Source organism: Micromonospora sp. NPDC051196 (assembly GCF_040682415.1).
In the GTDB taxonomy this organism is placed as follows: domain Bacteria; phylum Actinomycetota; class Actinomycetes; order Mycobacteriales; family Micromonosporaceae; genus Micromonospora.
The window spans coordinates 389,409-406,623 of the sequence record NZ_JBFBAY010000002.1 but is presented as its reverse complement, the minus strand read 5'-3'; the positions used below and the strand labels follow the sequence as shown (position 1 = coordinate 406,623).

Annotated in this window: 14 protein-coding genes; 5 read left to right on the top strand and 9 right to left on the bottom strand. The window is 69.3% G+C overall.

Annotated elements, in window-relative coordinates:
• Positions 1–13 precede the first annotated feature (13 nt).
• Positions 14–1,648 (top strand): hypothetical protein, encoded by a 1,635-nt coding sequence (locus AB0M35_RS07675; protein WP_363742759.1) that lies wholly within the window; start codon positions 14–16, stop codon positions 1,646–1,648.
• A gap of 130 nt (positions 1,649–1,778) precedes the next feature.
• Here the strand turns inward: AB0M35_RS07675 and rplI are convergent, their stop codons facing one another.
• The 4 genes from rplI to rpsF form a co-directional block, all read right to left on the bottom strand.
• Complete coding sequence (rplI, locus tag AB0M35_RS07670; protein ID WP_363742758.1) at positions 1,779–2,225, bottom strand: 50S ribosomal protein L9; 447 nt, start codon at positions 2,223–2,225, stop codon at positions 1,779–1,781.
• A 14-nt stretch (positions 2,226–2,239) separates the two neighbouring features.
• Positions 2,240–2,479, bottom strand: coding sequence for a 30S ribosomal protein S18 (rpsR, locus tag AB0M35_RS07665; protein WP_007073789.1), 240 nt, complete (start codon positions 2,477–2,479; stop codon positions 2,240–2,242).
• 41 nt (positions 2,480–2,520) lie between these two features.
• The gene (locus AB0M35_RS07660; RefSeq protein ID WP_357531261.1) at positions 2,521–3,051 is read right to left on the bottom strand and encodes a single-stranded DNA-binding protein; all 531 of its coding nucleotides are present in this window, start codon (positions 3,049–3,051) and stop codon (positions 2,521–2,523) included.
• Positions 3,052–3,131: 80 nt separating this feature from the next.
• Positions 3,132–3,422 carry a 30S ribosomal protein S6 gene (gene rpsF / locus AB0M35_RS07655; RefSeq protein ID WP_013736576.1) on the bottom strand — a complete coding sequence of 97 codons (291 nt, stop codon included), beginning with the start codon at positions 3,420–3,422 and terminating at the stop codon, positions 3,132–3,134.
• Positions 3,423–3,965: 543 nt separating this feature from the next.
• Here rpsF and AB0M35_RS07650 point away from each other — a divergent pair.
• Positions 3,966–4,754, top strand: a complete 789-nt coding sequence (locus AB0M35_RS07650; protein ID WP_363742756.1) for a deoxyribonuclease IV — start codon at positions 3,966–3,968, stop codon at positions 4,752–4,754.
• Positions 4,754–6,991 (top strand): hypothetical protein, encoded by a 2,238-nt coding sequence (locus AB0M35_RS07645; protein ID WP_363742753.1) that lies wholly within the window; start codon positions 4,754–4,756, stop codon positions 6,989–6,991. Before AB0M35_RS07650 ends, AB0M35_RS07645 begins: the two co-directional genes overlap by 1 nt.
• 34 nt (positions 6,992–7,025) lie before the next feature.
• Here AB0M35_RS07645 and AB0M35_RS07640 read toward each other — a convergent pair whose 3' ends face one another.
• The 3 genes from AB0M35_RS07640 to AB0M35_RS07630 all read right to left on the bottom strand — a co-directional run bounded on the left by AB0M35_RS07640 (position 7,026) and on the right by AB0M35_RS07630 (position 12,275).
• Complete coding sequence (locus AB0M35_RS07640) at positions 7,026–8,555, bottom strand: glycosyltransferase 87 family protein (RefSeq protein WP_363742751.1); 1,530 nt, start codon at positions 8,553–8,555, stop codon at positions 7,026–7,028.
• 149 nt (positions 8,556–8,704) lie between these two features.
• Positions 8,705–11,623, bottom strand: a complete 2,919-nt coding sequence (locus tag AB0M35_RS07635; protein WP_363742749.1) for a transglycosylase domain-containing protein — start codon at positions 11,621–11,623, stop codon at positions 8,705–8,707.
• Positions 11,624–11,819: 196 nt separating this feature from the next.
• The gene (locus AB0M35_RS07630; protein WP_363742748.1) at positions 11,820–12,275 is read right to left on the bottom strand and encodes a DUF5318 family protein; all 456 of its coding nucleotides are present in this window, start codon (positions 12,273–12,275) and stop codon (positions 11,820–11,822) included.
• Positions 12,276–12,465: 190 nt separating this feature from the next.
• Between AB0M35_RS07630 and AB0M35_RS07625 the strand changes: the two genes are divergently transcribed.
• On the top strand, positions 12,466–13,104 hold the full coding sequence (locus tag AB0M35_RS07625) for a PadR family transcriptional regulator (protein WP_363742746.1): 639 nt from the start codon (positions 12,466–12,468) through the stop codon (positions 13,102–13,104).
• A 23-nt stretch (positions 13,105–13,127) separates the two neighbouring features.
• Entirely contained in the window at positions 13,128–14,207 is a 1,080-nt protein-coding gene (locus AB0M35_RS07620; protein WP_363743032.1) for an inositol-3-phosphate synthase, read from the top strand.
• Positions 14,208–14,394: 187 nt separating this feature from the next.
• Here the strand turns inward: AB0M35_RS07620 and AB0M35_RS07615 are convergent, their stop codons facing one another.
• Together AB0M35_RS07615 and AB0M35_RS07610 are read right to left on the bottom strand one after the other, a co-directional pair.
• Positions 14,395–14,874: a methylated-DNA--[protein]-cysteine S-methyltransferase gene (locus tag AB0M35_RS07615; protein WP_363742744.1), complete on the bottom strand. Its 480-nt coding sequence runs from the start codon at positions 14,872–14,874 to the stop codon at positions 14,395–14,397.
• A gap of 197 nt (positions 14,875–15,071) precedes the next feature.
• Positions 15,072–17,159 carry a S8 family serine peptidase gene (locus tag AB0M35_RS07610; RefSeq protein ID WP_363742743.1) on the bottom strand — a complete coding sequence of 696 codons (2,088 nt, stop codon included), beginning with the start codon at positions 17,157–17,159 and terminating at the stop codon, positions 15,072–15,074.
• Between the last annotated feature and the right edge of the window lie 56 nt (positions 17,160–17,215).

The following is a 17,215-nucleotide window of genomic DNA, read 5'->3' as shown; positions in this document are numbered from 1 at the left end:
TCACGCTCCGGCCGTGAGTTACCGGGACTGGGCACGCGGGGAGGATGGCCCGCGTGAGCGACGGCCGGCCGCCTCGTGGGCCGATCCCGTCGAGGGCGGTCCGGACGACCGCTACGACTCCGCCGTGGAGCGTTACCGCACCCCGAGCCGACGCCGGGCGATCGAGCGTGGGCAGGACGAACCGGCCGAGCCGTACCTGCCCCGCTGGGCGCTGGAGTCGGGCGTACGCAGTGTCGACGGCGGCGGCCGGCATGCGGCCCCGGACGACGATGACGATGACGACGGCCCCCGCTATGCGGGAGGTCGCCGCGCCTCGGAGCTAAGAGGTGGCCGGCGGGCCAGCGATTCGACCTGGCGCGAGTCCTCGTCGGCGGCTGCCGAGGTCTCGTCGGACCATATTCGGGAGTGGCGGTTCGAGCGTCCGCAGGACGGGGGTTACGTCGGCAGCCGGCGAGCTGACGACGATGATCCGGTGTCCGGGTTCACGCCGCAGAGCCGGCCCCGCCGGGCGCAGTCTCGTCGACGTCAGGTGACCTGGTCGGGCCTGGCGGAGGAGGGAGAGCAGTCAACCGGCTCGGAGCCGGCTGTGGAGCCGCCCGCGCGGCGACGGCGTCGCTCGGTGGAGTCCGCTGCCGGCCCGGCCGTGGATCCGTGGGAGCGGGCGGCCGAGCCGTGGGATCGCAGGGCGGAACCGGAGGCTGTTCGGCCTGCGGTGGATCCGTGGGACGCCTCCGGCCTGCACGCTTGGCAGCAGCCGGTCGAGCCCGGCAACCGGGTCGAGGCTGGTTCCGCCGATCCTTGGGACGCCGACAGCACCAGTCAGTGGCTCCGGACGTCCGCATCGGATCAGTGGCCCGAGCCGGACCAGACAGGTCAGTGGCTCCAGCCTGACACCACGGGCCAGTGGGAGCGTCCCGCCGAGGCCGACCGGTGGGACCGGCGACGCGGCCAGAATCGGTGGGACGGGGACCGTACGCAGCCTCCGGGCTCTGGTGCCACGTCGGGTGCGGGGCAGTGGTCCTGGTCCGAGGCGGTTGAACCGGAGCCGGCGCAGGAGGGTTTCTGGCCGGGCACCCGGTTGGCCGGGGACGATCCGCGATGGGTTGACGCCAGCGCTTCGGCACCGAGATCGCCGGTGGTCGGTTACACCGCGCCTCGTCCGCGTTCGGCTGCCCGGCGACGCCCGGCGGCGGTGCCTCCGCCTCGGCAGACCGGTATGGCGTCGGTGCGCCGTCGGATCGAGGCGGTCGGCGCCAGCGGGTGGAGTCGGCGGCTGGAAGACGACCTGCTGGATCCGGATCCTGGGGCACCGTGGTTGCCGCTGCTCTACACGGCGGCCTGCTATCTCCTGCCCGCAATGGTGATCTTCGTGTGGCTGCTGACCTTGGACGGTGCACCGCCCACCGGCTGCGTGACCGACATCAGCGGCGGGGGTTGCGAGTCGGCGCGGGCCCGAGCCTTCGGGGCAATGGTGGCGGGGACTCCGCGCTTCGGGCTGGCGTTGGTGAGCAGTCTGGTGGTCGCCACGCTGTTGCGACGGGTGGGTACGACGTGGAAGCCGACGACGGTGGCGCTCGCGGCGGCGGTGGTCGGTGGTGGCCTGTCGACGGTGTTGATCAGCGCGGTGACCGGGGAGCCCATCGGCTGAAGGGCGGGCTCGTCGTCCGCACCACGGCGGTGGTCGTCCGGCCGCCACCTGGGTGGCGGGTTCGTCTGACGTGACGAGGCCTGCACCACTGGTGATGGTGCAGGCCTCGTCAGTTGCCGTCGGTGAGGGCTCAGCCCTGCATGACGTTGAGGTTGAAGGTGGCGGTCACCTCGGGGTGCAGCTTGATCCGCACCGGGTGCGATCCGATCGACTTGATGTGACCGGACACCTCCAGCCGACGACGGTCGAGCGACGGGCCGCCGGCCGCCTTGACGGCGTCGACGATCTCGGCCGGGGTGACCGAGCCGAAGAGTCGGCCGCCCTCGCCGGCACGGGCCTTGAGGTTGACCTTGAGGGCCTCGAGCTGACCCTTCACCTCGTTGGCGTGGCCGAGGTCGCGGATCTCCCGGGCCGAGCGGGCCCGCTTGATCAGGGTGACCTGCTTCTCCGCGCCCTTGGTCCAGGCGATCGCGAAGCCCTGCGGCAGGAGGTAGTTACGGCCGTAGCCGTTCTTGACCTCCACGATGTCGCCCGGGGCGCCGAGCCCGGACACCTCCTGAGTCAGGATGATCTTCATGTCGGCACCTCCTCTCAGCGGGCCGTCGCCGTGTACGGCAACAGCGCCATCTCACGGGCGTTCTTGACCGCGCGGGCGATCTGCCGCTGCTGCTGCGAGGTCACGCCGGTCACCCGCCGAGCGCGGATCTTGCCGCGGTCGGAGATGAACTTACGCAGCAGCGCGGTGTCCTTGTAATCGATGTAGGTGATCCCGTCCTTGTCGAGCGGGTTCACCTTCTTCTTCGGCTTGCGCAGTGCCGCAGCCTTCGCCATTGCTCTTGCTCCTGGTTTACGATCACGGGCGCTCGGCGCCATTAGAACGGGGGCTCCTCATCGAAGTTGCCGCCACCCGAACGTGAGGGTGCCGGTGCGGCCGAAGCCCAGGGGTCGTCGAAGTTGCCTCCGCCGCCGCCCTGGCCACCACCACCGCCGCCGCCGAAGCCGCCGCCGCTGCCACCGGAGCGGGACATCTTCTGCACCTTCGCCGTGGCGTAGCGCAGCGACGGGCCGATCTCGTCGACCTCCAGCTCGATGACGGTGCGCTTCTCGCCCTCGCGGGTCTCGTAGGACCGCTGACGCAGCCGGCCCGACACGATCACGCGGGCGCCGCGCTGGAGCGACTCCGCCACGTGCTCCGCGGCCTGACGCCAGACGGTGCACGAGAGGAACAGCGGCTCGCCGTCCTTCCACTCGCCGGAGGCCTTGTCCATGAACCGGGGCGTCGAAGCGACCCGGAACTTGGCGACTGCGGCCCCGGAGGGGGTGAACCGCAACTCGGGGTCATCGGTCAGGTTGCCGATGACCGTGATGGTGGTGTCTCCTGCCATGACCATCTCCTCGCGCACTCATGCGTATGCCGTACAGGTTCTCAGAACCCTCCGACAGCACGAATGAGGCAGATCCGGGTGGGGGCTGGGTGGAATGCTTAGCGCATCTCCGGCCGGATGACCTTGGTGCGCAGCACGGACTCGTTGAGCCGCAGCTGACGATCCAGCTCGGCCACGGCCTCCGGCGTTGCCTGGAGGTCGACGACGGCGTAGATGCCCTCGGCCTTCTTGTTGATCTCGTACGCGAGGCGCCGGCGGCCCCACACGTCGGTCTTCTCCACCGAGCCACCCGCGGTCCTGATCACGTTCAGGTACGTGTCGAGCGACGGGGCGACGGTGCGCTCCTCGAGGCTGGGGTCGAGGATCACCATGATCTCGTAATGACGCAAGACTTACTCACCTCCTGTGGGCTAAGCGGCCACGGTCCTTCCGTGGCAGGAGGTCGTGCGTCGTGGCCCGTCCCGTCCGGGGGAACCCGGCCCGGGAGCGGACAACCGGACCAGGATACCCGGCCCGGACGATCACCAGCATCGAGGTGACCGGCACAGCGAACCGGGGGCCCGCGCCGACGTCGCTGTCGACACGGGCCCCCGGTCACGTGACCGCAGGGCGCCTCGTCCGCATTCCTTGGGTGGGACCTGGGGAGGAACGACCACACCGATGAGGTTGGACCGGAGACGCCCCGCGGAGCTTTATCACGTTGTTACCTGACGTTAGCGCGGAAGTGGGCGCTTCACAGGGCAAATCCTAAAATTGCCGACATTTTTCTCGGCCGATGCGAACCACTGCCGCCGAGTCGGACCCTGGCCGACGACGAGCTGCCCCCTCTGCAGTTGTCGCATCCACCGAAATCAACGACTCCGATCAGACGCGGTGACGCGACCGGCGGTGGGTCGCCACGTCTGTCGGGGACGCGACGTAGGCTCGCCTGCATGCTTATCGGAGCCCATGTCGATCCGACCGACCCGGTGGCGGAGGCGACTGCCCGAGCGGCCGACGCCGTTCAGTTCTTCCTCGCCGATCCCCAGGGCTGGAAGGCACCGCAGCCCCGCGCCGACGCGGAGCAGCTACGCACCGCAGGCGTCGACGTCTATGTGCACGCGCCGTACGTCGTCAACGTCGCCACCGGCAACAACCGCATCCGGATTCCCAGCCGCAAGCTGCTACTCGCTCACGCGAAGGCGGCGGCGGCGATCGGCGCGAAGGGTCTGGTCGTCCACGGTGGGCATGTCAACGCCGGCGACGATCCGGCGACCGGCTTCGACAACTGGCGCAAGGCCCTGGCCTACGCGCAGGAGGCGGGCGGGTTCGGGCTGCCGGTGCTGATCGAGAACACCGCCGGGGGCGACAACGCGTGCGCGCGCCGACTCGACTCGCTCGCCCGACTCTGGGACGCCATCGGTGATCACGAGGTGGGTTTCTGCCTCGACACCTGCCACGCCCATGCCGGTGGCGAGGAACTGCTCGGCCTGGTGGACCGGGTCAAGGCCATCACCGGGCGGATCGACCTGGTACACGCGAACAACTCCAAGGACGCGTTCGGGTCCGGCCGCGACCGGCACGACAACCTGCACGGCGGGACGATCGACCCGGAGCTTCTGGTGACGGTGATCCGGGCAGCCGGGGCCCCGGTCATCGTCGAGACGCCGGGCGGCACCACCGGGCAGAGCGACGACATCGCTTTCCTGCGTGCGCAACTCGGCGCGGAGACCTCGGTGTGATGACGACCGACCAGTCCCCCTCGGGCGGCCCACGGCCGACCGCAGACGACAGCCAGGCCGTCGGTGATCCGGCGCCCGGCAGGCAGGTCGACAGCGAGCCGGAGGCCGAGGAGCCGACCGCCGCCGACGAGGATCCGGCCGCGATCGACAAGGCCGACGGGGGCGAGCCGGGCGCCAACCAGACGGAGGTCGACCGCAAGGAGCAGCAGCCCGGCGGCCGAGAAGGCCGGGAACAGTCCGCCAAGGACGGCACCGACGGTCAGGAGAAGGACCAGGCCGGCAAGAGCGCGCTTCCGGGAGACGACGGTAAGGCCACGGACCGGGCCGACAAGAGCGCGGCCCCGGGAGACGAGGGCAAGACCGCCGAGCAGACCGGCAAGGACGGTAAGGCCGACGGCCCGGCGACCGGTGCGGGCAAGGAGCCGGGGGACGGCGAGGGCAAGGACAAGGGCCAGGTCGACGACAAGGATCCGTGGGCGGCATTCGGGCCCGCACCCGAGCCGGTGCCGAGATGGTACGGACGACTCGCCCGCCGGTCCGGCCGGCTGCTGATCCACGAGTGGACCCTGGCCGCTCTCGGTTCCCTGGCGTTGGCCGTGCTGATGACCTGGCCGACCCTGCGCTACCCACGGCACACCCTGCCCCAGGACTACTGGGACCCTGGCCTGCAAGCCTGGCAGATGGCCTGGTCGGGGCACGCCCTACGAACCGATCCGGCCCAACTGTGGCACTCCAACGCCTTCTTCCCGGAGCGGTGGACCTTCGCCTTCTCCGACACCCTGCTCGGCTACGCACCAGCCGGCCTGATCGGTAGCGGCCCCGAGGACGCCCTGCTCCGCTACAACATCATGTTCGTGCTGGCCCACGCGCTGGCCACCTTCGGGGCGTACGTGCTGGCGCGTCAGCTCGGCGCGAGCCGGATCGGTTCCGCAGTGGCCGGGGTCAGCTACACCTACGCGCCCTGGCTGCTGGCCCAGGCGGGGCACCTGCACGTGATCTCCAACGGGGGCATCCCGCTGGCCCTGGCCATGCTCGCCCGAGGCCACGGTTGGTCACTGCGGCACGGCTATCGACCCGAGCGCCGGCACGAGGGCTGGGTCTACACCGGTTGGCTGGTCGCCGCCTGGCAGCTGAGCCTGGGCTTCGGCATCGGCCTGCCGTTCGCGTACGTCCTCGCCGGCACGGTCGTCGTGGCCGCCGTGATCTGGTTCGCGAAGCGGATCTTCTGGCGGGTGAAGCGGCCCTTCGGCCAGCGTTTGTTCGTCGCCGACCTGATCGGCGGGCTGATCTTCGCCGGTGTCGGTGTGCTGCTGGCGATCCCCTACTTCACCGTGGCACAACTGCATCCGAACGCCGAGCGGACGATCGATGACATCTCCGCCTTCTCGCCTCCCGCCAGCGGCTTCGTCACCGCGCCGGGCGAGTCCCGCATCTGGGGTGGGCTGCACGAGGGCGCTCGGGACATCCTGCCGTGGCACCCGGAGATGACGCTGCTGCCCGGCTTCGCGCTCTACGCGCTGGCTCTCGGCGGCCTGTTCTTCTCGATCTGGACGGTCCGCCAACGCCTGTTCCTGCTCGCCGGGGTGCTGGTGGCGATGACGTTGTCGATGGGCACCCGGTTCTTCGGCGGTGACTTCACCTACGTGCCGCTCTTCGACCACCTGCCAGGCTGGAACGGCATCCGTACGCCGGGCCGGCTCATGCTCTGGGCCACCCTCCTGCTGGGGCTGCTCGCGGCGGGCGCGGTCAGCGCGTTCGCCGAGCGGGTCCGGGAGGTCTCCGCCGAGCGGATCCCGTCCTGGCCCAGCCCGTGGCTGCGGCTGGCCACCCTGGTGCCGCTGATGCTGGTCCTCGCCGAGGGCACGAACACCACGCCGCATCCGGTGGTGCCGCCCCAGCCGGCCGCCATGCGGACGGTCGGCGGCCCGTTGCTGGTGCTGCCCAGCGACCAGAACCACGACCAGCCGGTGATGCTCTGGTCCACCACCCGGTTCCAGGACATCGTCAACGGTGGCAGCGGGTTCACCCCGCGCCAGCTCGCCGACGTACGCCAGGTGACCATGACCTTCCCCGACCAGACCAGCGTCGACTATCTGCGTACCCTCGGGGTGCGTAACGTGCTGGTGCTGCGCGACAAGATCGCCGACACGCCGTGGGAGGTCAGCGTCGACGCACCGCTGGACGGGCTGGGCATCACCCGCGAGGAGATGGGCTCGGTCATCCTCTTCCGACTCTGACGGTCCGGGGCACCTCAGCGGGGTGCCCCGGCGTTCAGGTGGTCGGGACGGGGGTCGGCGTCGGCGTGGGGGCGGGTCGACGGTTGCGAAGGCGGTCGAGCCAGGGCGCGTCCGGGGTGCCGTCGAGTAGGCCGCCGTCGGGATCGTCGGCGTAGTTGCGGCGTACGGCGTCCTGCTCGGGATGCAGGATCTCCCGGACGACCAGTACGCACAGCGTCACCACGGTGGCCAGGCGCAGGCTCGCGGCCAGCACGAACACGCCCTCCGGGATGACCGGGGTACCGGTCGAGGCGCCGAGCAGTTGACCGTAGAAGGCGACGAAGTAGCCGACCTCGGCGATCTGCCAGGCGAGGAACGCTCCCCACTTGGGGCGGGCGAGCACCAGCAGCGGCAGCAGCCAGAGCACGAACTGCTGCGACCAGACCTTGCTGAAGATCAGGAAGGCGGCGACCACGAGGAACGCGAGTTGCCCGAGGCGGGGACGGCGCGGGGCGAGCAGTGCGAGCGCACCGATGGCGAGGCAGGCCAGCCCGAACAGCGCGTACGACAGGTAGTTCAGGGTGGGGATGTTCGCGTTGAGCCACTGGAACGGGCCGATGGCGGCCGGGTCGCCGAACTTGCCGTCCAGGTAGCGGCCGATGTACCAGAGCGTTCCCCAGTCGATCGGACGTTCGGTGTTCAACTCGAAGAACCGGTTCCAGTTCTCCCGGTACGGAATCGCCGCCGGAAGGTTCACCAGCACCACCGTCACCGCGGCGGTGATGATGGACAGCACGGCGGCGAACACCCGGTTGGCGCGGATCGCGAGCACCAGAATCGGGCCGAGGATGAACAGCGGCCACATCTTGGCCGCGCCGCCGAGCCCGATCAGCACTCCGGACAGGGCCGCGAGTATCAGCCCGGTTCGGTCGTCCCGGGTGCGTGCCCAGACCAGCAGACCGAGGGCGGCCAGGCCGATGGCGAGGAAGTCCCAGTTGACGGTGGCGGTGAGCAGCAGCGCGGGGGAGAGCGCGAACATCGCCGCGTCCCAGGGTCGTCGCCGACGCAGCGACAGCAGCACCATCACCGTGGCCAACGCCAGCGCACCGAGCACGAGCGCGTTGACGTTGTAGAACCACTGCCCCTGGTTGATCTCCGGGTTGCCCTCACCGGCGGCGTGCACCGGCAGCCCGAGAGCACCCATGAAGTACCCGGTCAGCACGGGGTATTCCACGGGGTGGTCCCGGTAGGGCACGGCACCCTCGTTGAGCCGCTCGGCGTAGTAGAGCGCCAGCACGTCGGTGTAACAGAACCGGGTGTACTGCTGGTTGTTCGCCCAGGCGCCGTCCTGGCAGGGCGACTTCTGCACCCAGTGCAGGACGAGGGTGAGGCAGGTCAGCGCCAGCACGATCCGGACGGCCGTCCAGAACCGTCCCGGCCCGCCGCTCGGGCGGTCGCGAGCAACGGCGTGATCGCCGAGCGGGCCGCCGATCAGCCCGGACAGCCCACGAACGAACCCGTCGGAGCGGGACGGGTGGTCGATGACATCAGATTCATCGATGCCTGGCGTCGACTTCGTGCTCATGACCGTGCATCCTGCCGTATCAGTTGCCCGGGTAGAAGCCGAAACCACCGCGACACCACAGATCGCCGTACGGCCGCTGGCAGAGCCCCTTGCCCGGAACGCGCCGTGGGCGGCCGGACAGGTGTCCGGCCGCCCACGGGTCGACGCGATTAATCCCGATCTGTCGATCTCGGTGGCAGCAGTCCGCCGCCGCCACCGCCACCCGGTGGAGTGTCGCCACCGCCGGGCAGTGGGTTGGTCGGGATGGTCCCACCACCGTTGTTGCCCCGGCCACCGCCACGGTTGTCGCCGTTGCCGCCACCGTTGTTGCCGCCGCCCAGCCGGCAGAGGAAGTCCGTCGGCTCGCACTCGGGCTGCTCCGGGGGCGGCGGCGCCGGCGGTACGCCGTTGCCGGCCTCCGCGTCCCCGATCCCGGCGATGTTGGGCAGGTCGGAGGGGTCGTAACCCTTAAGCGCCTGCTCCATGTACCGCTTCCACAGCTGGCCTGGCAGACCGCCACCGCCGATGTTGCTGCCGCCTCGGTCGACGATGGCCCGCTTCTTGACGTCGCGGCTACCGATCCACACCGCTGTGGCGATGTTCTTGTCGTAGCCGACCATCCAGGCGTCCTGGTTCTTGCCGGTGTCGCCGAGCTGCCAGGTACCGGTCTTGGCGGCCACCGGACGGTTCGGCACGCTGGCGTTGTTCTTGCCCGGGATCTCCTTGAGCACGGCGGTCACCTCGTCGGCGACCTCCGGACGGATCACCTGCTGCGGCTTGAGCTTCTCGCCGGTGCCCGGAACCTTGTCCCACTTACCGGTCGCCTTGTTCAGCTTCTCCACCGTCCGCACGAAGTGCGCCTTGTTGTACTTGCCGCCGTTGGCGAACGTGGCCATGCCGTTGGCGTGGTCGAGCACGGTGATCGGGTACTGACCGTAGGCGGCCACCCGGTCGAACTGCCCCGGCGCGAGATCCTCCGGCTTGTTCTTCATCAGGTCGAACGCCTTGAGCTTGTCGTTCCACATGGTGCGGACGCCGGCCCGGCGAGCCATGTCGATCACCTTGTCCGTGCCGATCTGCTCCGCGATGTGGAAGAACGGCACGTTGTACGACAGCACGGTCGACTCCTGCAGGGTGCAGGACTTGTTGCAACTCTTCCGCACGTCCCGGCCGGCGTTCACGATCTGGTCCTTGAAGCCCTCCGGCTTGAACGGCGTGGCGTCCCAGTACGACTTGACTGAGATGCCGGCGTCGATGGCCGCGGCCAGGGTGTAGACCTTGAACGTCGAGCCTGGCGGGTGGCCGCCGACGAGGTTGCCGTTCTCGTCGGTGTTCAGGCCCGCGTAGTCGAAGTCCGCGCCGCTGTTGCCGCCGTAGTAGGCCAGTACGCGGCCGGTCTTCGCCTCGACGGACACCACGGCCGGCATCAGGTTCTTCGGCTGGTCCGCCAGGAACGCTCCCTTGCGGCCCACCTGGGCGATCTCCTCCAGCGCCTTCTGCATCTTCGGGTCGAGGGTGGTGGTGATCCGGTAGCCACCCTCGCGTAGCTCGTCACGGCAGCTGGGTTTGTCAGCGGCGCCGGAGTTGGAGCACAGCCCCCACTCCTCCATCTCCTTGCGGACGTAGTTGATCACGTTGCCGCGCGGAGAGGCCACGCCGAAGCCGTTGTCCTTCTTGACTTTCTGGATCTTCGGGTACTCGGTCGGGCGCTCGGGCTTGCCCGCCACCCCCAACCAGCCCTCCTCGACCATGCCGTTGATCACGTACTCCCAACGGATCTTGGCGTCGGTCGGGTTGGTCTCCGGGTCGAAGCCCTTGTGGGTCGCGCTGGCGTCCGGCTGCTTGATCATCGCGGCGAGCACCGCGCCCTGCGCCACGTTCAGCTTCTTGGCACTGACGCCGAAGAACGTCTGCGCCGCCGCCTCGATCCCGTACGCCCCGCGACCGAAGTAGATCACGTTGAGGTAGTTCTCCATGATCTCGTCTTTGGTGAACTGGTCGTTCAGCTTGGAGGCGAGAATCGCCTCCTTCACCTTCCGGGCGTAGCTGACGTCCTGGAGGTTCTCGTAGGCGTTGCGGGCGTACTGCTGGGTGATGGTCGAGGCACCCTGCTTGTCGCCGCCGGAAAGGTTGTTCCAGGCGGCGCGGGCGATGCCCTTGTAGTCCACACCCGAGTGCCGGTAGAAGTTACGGTCCTCGGCGGCGGCGACGGCGTCGCGCACGTGCTGGGGGATGTTTTCGATGGTGACGAAGGTGCGGTTCTCGTTGCCGAGCTTGGCCACCAGCGTCTTGCCGTCCTTGGCGTAGACGGTGGTGGACAGCGGCAGAGGGATCTCCTTGGGCAGCACCACGTTCGTCGAGTAGTAGGTGAACCCGACGACGCCGATGCCTGCCAGCATGATGAAGACGGCGAAGCTGGCGATCAGCAGGTTCATCCGCTTACGCCTACGGGCCCGGGCGACCGCCTTCGGGTCGCGGCCGCCCCGTCCGGGACCAGCCGGTCCACCCGGGCCGCCAGGCCCACCTGGACCACCGGGCCCACCCGGCCCACCCGGAATGCCGACGCTGGCCCGCGCCACCGCAGCCCGGCCACCGGGGCCGCCCACGGCCGCCGAACCAACGCTCGCCCGGCCGGCCGACGCCGCGCCGACGGCTCCGACCGAGGCCCGCCCCGCCGGCCCGCCGTGAGCCGGCGACACCGGCACCGACGCACGACCAGCGCGACCCGGCGCGGGTGAGACCGGCACCGAGGCCCGACCGCCGGGGGCGGGTGAAACCGGCACCGACGCACGACCGCCCGGCGCCGGGGATACCGGCACCGACGCACGACCCGGCCCGGCGCGACCGACCGGAGCCGATCCGGCGGCGGATCGACCCTGCGGCGGTACGCTCGCCGAGCCGCCGACGGAGGCTCGCCCGCCTACCGAGGCGCGAGCCGACGAGCCCGCGCCCTCAGGTCCGGTTGACCAGTTGACTCCGCGCGGGTCACCGCTGGGGCCGCGGTACGCGTCGTCCGCCTGCCCCGAGTCGTCCTGGCCCGGTATCCGGGCCCGGCCGCGCGAGGAGCTGGGATCACCGTACGAGTTCATTCCTCACACCCTGCCGTCGCGGTGGAGCGCAGTCGCGCCGCCACCGGTTTGCCGTGAGATGCGACACCCACGCGCACGGCACAGCGGTGCCGTGGAGCCGGCATCAGATCCGAATCATTCGGACTATTCGCACTTACGAGCTGTCGGTCGCCCCGGCCAGGTACGTCACGGCCGGGGCGGGCCGATCGCGCTCGAATCACCGTTGGGCCTCTCGCCTTCGCCGAGCATTCACTCCAGCAGCGGCGGCAACCCCGCCGGCCGTTTCATGCTCGGCCTCGCCGTCGGTCAGTCCGTCCCGCCCGAGCAGGTACTGCTCCACCAGATGGTTCCAGTCACAGCCGAGGCACACCTCCACCACGAAGACCTGAAACTCACGCAGCGTCATCGCCAGCACCGACAACTCGGCCACCGTACGGGCCTGGCCGGCGGACTGCTTGAGTTCGTCGCCGTAAATGTAGTGGACGTGGGTGAGGTTCTCGCTTCGGCAGATCGGACACCGCTGGTCGGTGGGCTCGCCATGGAACCGAGCCGCGTTCTTCAGGTACGGAGACGCGTCGCACAGGTCATAGGTGCCGACCCGGCCGGCGACGAGTTCACGCAGCAGCGCTCGCCTCCGAAGCGAGTAGTCGACGACCTGGCGCTGCGTACGCATGCGGCAAAGGGTACGCGGTCTCGTCTGACGAGGCGACCACCGTGACGATCTGTAACCAGGGGACCTCGGACCGAGGGTTTACCGATCAGGGGTTTGCCCCGGCCGAATTGAGCCGCTACGGTGCGATGTATCGGTCCGATACATCGCGGTGGTTAGCGTTCCACGCACAGGGTAAGGGGAGGGTGGCCCGATGCTTGAGCTGGCCATCCTCGGCCTGTTGCAGGAGGCTCCTATGCACGGCTACGAGCTGCGCAAGGAGCTGACCGCCAAGCTCGGGGCGATCCGGGCAGCCATCAGCTACGGCTCGCTCTACCCGACCCTGCGCCGCCTGCAGGCGGCGGGCTGGATCACCGAGGCCGCCGAGACACCCGCCACCGCCGAGGAGGTTCCCGCGCTGACCAGCCGACGAGGTCGGGTGGTCTACACCATCACCGCGGAGGGCAAGGAACGCTTCGCCCAGCTCATCGCACAGACCGGGCCGGAAACGTACGGCGACACCGGCTTCGGGGTGCACTTCGCGTTCTTTTCCCGCACCGACCGGGCGACCCGACTCCGCATCCTGGAGGGTCGCCGTCGCACGATCGAGGAGCGTCGTGAAGGACTTCGCGACATGCTGGGCCGAGCGGCCGAGCGCCTCGACGCGTACACGCTGGAGCTGCAGCGCCACGGCCTGGAGGCCTGTGAGCGTGAGGTCCGCTGGCTGGAGGAGCTCATCGCCAACGAGCGCTCCGGCCGTGCCCCGACGGTCCCGAACGACGGGACGGCCGGCGGCCGACGAGAAGACAACAGCCCGCCTCCGCCTGGAGAGTCCAGGAAAGAGCGGCCGTGACAGAAAAGAAGGAGGCACACGCGATGGGCTCCGTCCGCGTCGCCATCGTCGGTGTGGGTAACTGCGCCTCGTCCCTCGTGCAGGGCGTCGAGTACTACCGGAACGCCGACCCGAACGACCGCGTCCCGGGTCTCATGCACGTCACCTTCGGCGACTACCACGTCTCGGACGTGCAGTTCGTCGCGGCGTTCGATGTCGACGCCAAGAAGGTGGGCATGGACCTCGCGGAGGCGATCGTCGCCAGCGAGAACAACACCATCAAGCTCTGCGACGTGCCGCCGACCGGCGTCACCGTGCAGCGCGGCCCGACCTTCGACGGTCTCGGCCAGTACTACCGGGAGATCGTCGAGGAATCGGACGCCGAGGCGGTCGACGTGGCCCAGGCGCTGCGCGACGCCCAGGTCGACGTCGTCGTCTCCTACCTGCCGGTGGGCTCGGAGCAGGCCGACAAGTTCTACGCCCAGGCCGCCATCGACGCCGGCTGCGCGTTCGTCAACGCCCTGCCGGTCTTCATCGCCTCCGACCCGGAGTGGGCGCAGAAGTTCACCGACGCCGGTCTGCCGATCGTCGGCGACGACATCAAGAGCCAGGTCGGTGCGACCATCGTGCACCGGGCCCTGGCGAAGCTCTTCGAGGACCGTGGTGTCGAGCTGCTGCGCACGTACCAGCTCAACTTCGGCGGCAACATGGACTTCATGAACATGCTGGAGCGCAACCGCCTGGTCTCGAAGAAGATCTCGAAGACCCAGTCGGTGACCTCCCAGGTGCCGCACGAGATGGCCAAGAGCGACGTGCACATCGGCCCGTCCGACCACGTGCCGTGGCTGGACGACCGCAAGTGGGCGTACATCCGCCTGGAGGGTCGCTCGTTCGGCGACACCCCGCTCAACGCCGAGCTCAAGCTCGAGGTGTGGGACTCGCCGAACTCGGCCGGTGTCATCATCGACGCGGTCCGCGCCGCCAAGATCGCCCTGGACCGGAAGATCGGCGGCCCGATCCTGTCGGCCTCGTCGTACTTCATGAAGTCCCCGCCCGTGCAGTACGCCGACCACGACGCGCACGCTGCCGTCGAGGCGTTCATCGCCGGCGAGACCGAGCGCTGACGCGCTGACACAGCAACACCTGTGAGGGCCGGGTCCGCACGGACCCGGCCCTCACAGCTACCCGCACCCCGCCCCAAGCAGAGAAATCCTGGTACGGAAGGGCGTCTTCGCACCAGGATGGTCCGGACGAGCCCGAGGATGAGGCGGTACGGCCAGCGGCAACGGCTGGCACCCGCCAGCTTGACGGTCAGGACCAGGCTTGCTGGAGGGCGACCCGGGCTTCCAACTCCAGCAGCTTGACCTTGCGGTCCAGGCCGCCGCCGAAGCCGACCAGCTTGCCGCCCGCGCCGATGATGCGATGGCAGGGCACGATGACCGGGATCGGGTTGCGGTTGCAGGCCACCCCGACCGCCCGTGCCGCGCCGGGGTCACCCACCAGCCGGGCCACCTGCCCGTAGGTCAGCGTCTCCCCGTACGGGATGTGGGTCATCTCCCGCCACACCGCCCGCTCGAAGTCGGAGCCGCGAGGCACCGTCACCGGAACACCGAACTCGGTCAACTCCCCGGCGAAGTAGGCCCGCAGCTCGGCCACCGCCCGCCGGGACACCTCGTCGGCCGGCGTCTCGGTCGCGGTCTCGACCGGGCCGAAGTGAGTCCCGCACACGCTGCCACCGTCGGTGGCCACGGAGAAGATTCCGATCGGCGAGTCGAGCAGCGTCCAACGCATCTCCCCATTGTCCCCCGGCCACCGACATCGAACACGCGCCGGGCCGTCGCCGCCCTCGCGACCACGACTTGCACTCGACCGCGAACGCGACGCGCAGACCGCACCGACGTGGCACCTGATGCCTCAACGGGCGACGCCCGCCGGAGCGGCCCGGAGTGTCCGGGTGCTCCGGCGGGCGCCGGATGGTGCGTGCTGTGCTACGCGGCCGAGACGGTGAACTTCTCGCCCTTGCCGAGACCCAGCTCGAACTCGAACCACTTGATGGTCTTGTTCGAGATCAGCTGCTTGGTGCCGGCCGATCCGGCGGAGACCGCCTGGTTGTCGCTGGCCCGGAAGAAGACCGTGCCGTCGCCGTTGTAGTCGAGGAAGTCGAAGGTCTCCCACACGCCGCGCGACTTGGCGCTGGCGATCAGCGGCTTGGTGCCCTTGCTCGCGGCGGTCACGTACTTGCCGTTGGCCAGGGCCTTGAGGCCGAAGAAGCCGTCACCGACGTTGACGATCTGGAACTTCGCCGACGTGGTGACCTTGCTGCTGCTGGCGATCAGCGGCTTGCTGCCGGCCACGACGTACTTGCCGTTGGCCTTCGACTTGATGCTGATCACCGGAGCCGGCCGGTCGATGGTGAACTTCTCCGACGTACCGATGCTGGTCTTGCTCGCCTTCAACGACGAGGTGCCGGACTTCGGCGCCGTGACGTACTTGCCGTTGATCTTGGACTTGAGGCTGACCGTACCGTCGGTGTGGTTGATGATCTGGAACTTCGCCGACGTGACGATCGTCTTGTGGCTGGCGATCAGCGGCTTGGTGCCCTTGCTCGGCGCCACCACGTACCGGCCGGTGTTCTTGGAGCGCAGCGCGATCAGGCCGCTACCGGCGTTGACGAAGTCGTAGCGCTGCGCGGTGCCCAGGCTCTTGCCGTTGTTGACCAACGCCTTCGTGGTGCTGGCGGCGGTGACGAACTTCCCGTTGGACGTGGCCTTGAAGGCGAAGCCGCTGCGGGTCGAGGTGATCGAGCCGACCGTCAACATCCGGTCGATCGAGCCCTTCGTGTCGTAGACCGCGCCCGCGACGCCGGTGGTGACGATGCGGTCACGGACCTGCTTCGGCGTCCAGCTCGGGTTGGAGTGCAGCAGCAGAGCCGCCGCTCCCGCCACGTGCGGAGCGGCCATCGAGGTGCCGCTGTAGCCCACGCTGCCGGTGTTGCTGTCGTGCCGCGCCGAGACGATGCTGACGCCCGGTGCGAACACGTCGAGGCACTTGCCGTAGTTCGAGAACCAGGCACGCATGTCGACCCGGTCCGTCGCCCCGACGGTGATCGCGTCCGGCACCCGGGCGGGGGACGTCTTGCAGGCGTCCATCATCGAGTTGCCGGCAGCGAGCGAGTAGGTGATGCCGGAAGCGATGGAGCGCTTCACGGCCTCGTCGAGCGACGGGATCGTGACGACGTCGCCGAGGCTCATGTTGGCCACGGCCGGCTTCTGTGCGTTCGCGGTCACCCAGTCGACGCCGGCGATGACCTGCTCGGTCGTGCCGTAGCCGTCGCAGTCGAGCACCCGTACGCCGACCAGCTTGACGCTCTTGGCGACACCGTACTTCGTGCCACCGACGGTGCCCGCCACGTGCGTACCGTGGCCGTTGCAGTCACCGTTCGCGTTGGCCTGAACGCTGCCCGGAGGGTCGGTCGGCTCGGTGGGCTCGGGGTCCGGAGTGGGCGGCGGCGGGTCGATGGCGTCGTACCCCATGCTGGCCCGGCCGCCGAAGTCCTGGTGCTTGACGTTGATGCCGGTGTCCAGGATGTACGCGGTGACCTTGCTGCCCGTGTTCGGGTACTTGTAGGTCTTGTTCAGCTTCGCCGTGTACTGGTCGAGCCGGTCGAGGCCCCACGGCGGGCTGCTCTGCGTACCGTTGGCCGACAGCCGGCGTACCGGCTCGACGTAGGCCACAGCGGGATGCGCCGAGATCTTGTCCGCCTGCCGCTGGTCCATCGCGGCCGAGTAGCCGACAAGAGCCTTGTCGAACACCTGCCGGACGGTGCCGCCGTTCTGCTTGGCGAGCGTCGAGGCGAGCGCCCGGACCTTGCTGTAGCCGGCCTTCTTGTCCTTGAGGACGACGATGTAGCGGCCCGGCACGACACCGGTGCCTTCACTGCCGCGCACCTCGGCGCGAGCCGAGTCGGCGGGAGCGGCCATCGCGACACCGCCGGTGGCGACGGTCAGGATGGAGGAGGCGGTGGCGAGGGCAAGCCCCGCTGCCGCCGAGCGGCGCAGTACGCCACGTCGTTTCACTAGGCGATCTCCCCGTTTGTCGTCGACCGCTACCGGCGGTCGAACGGGCAATGGAA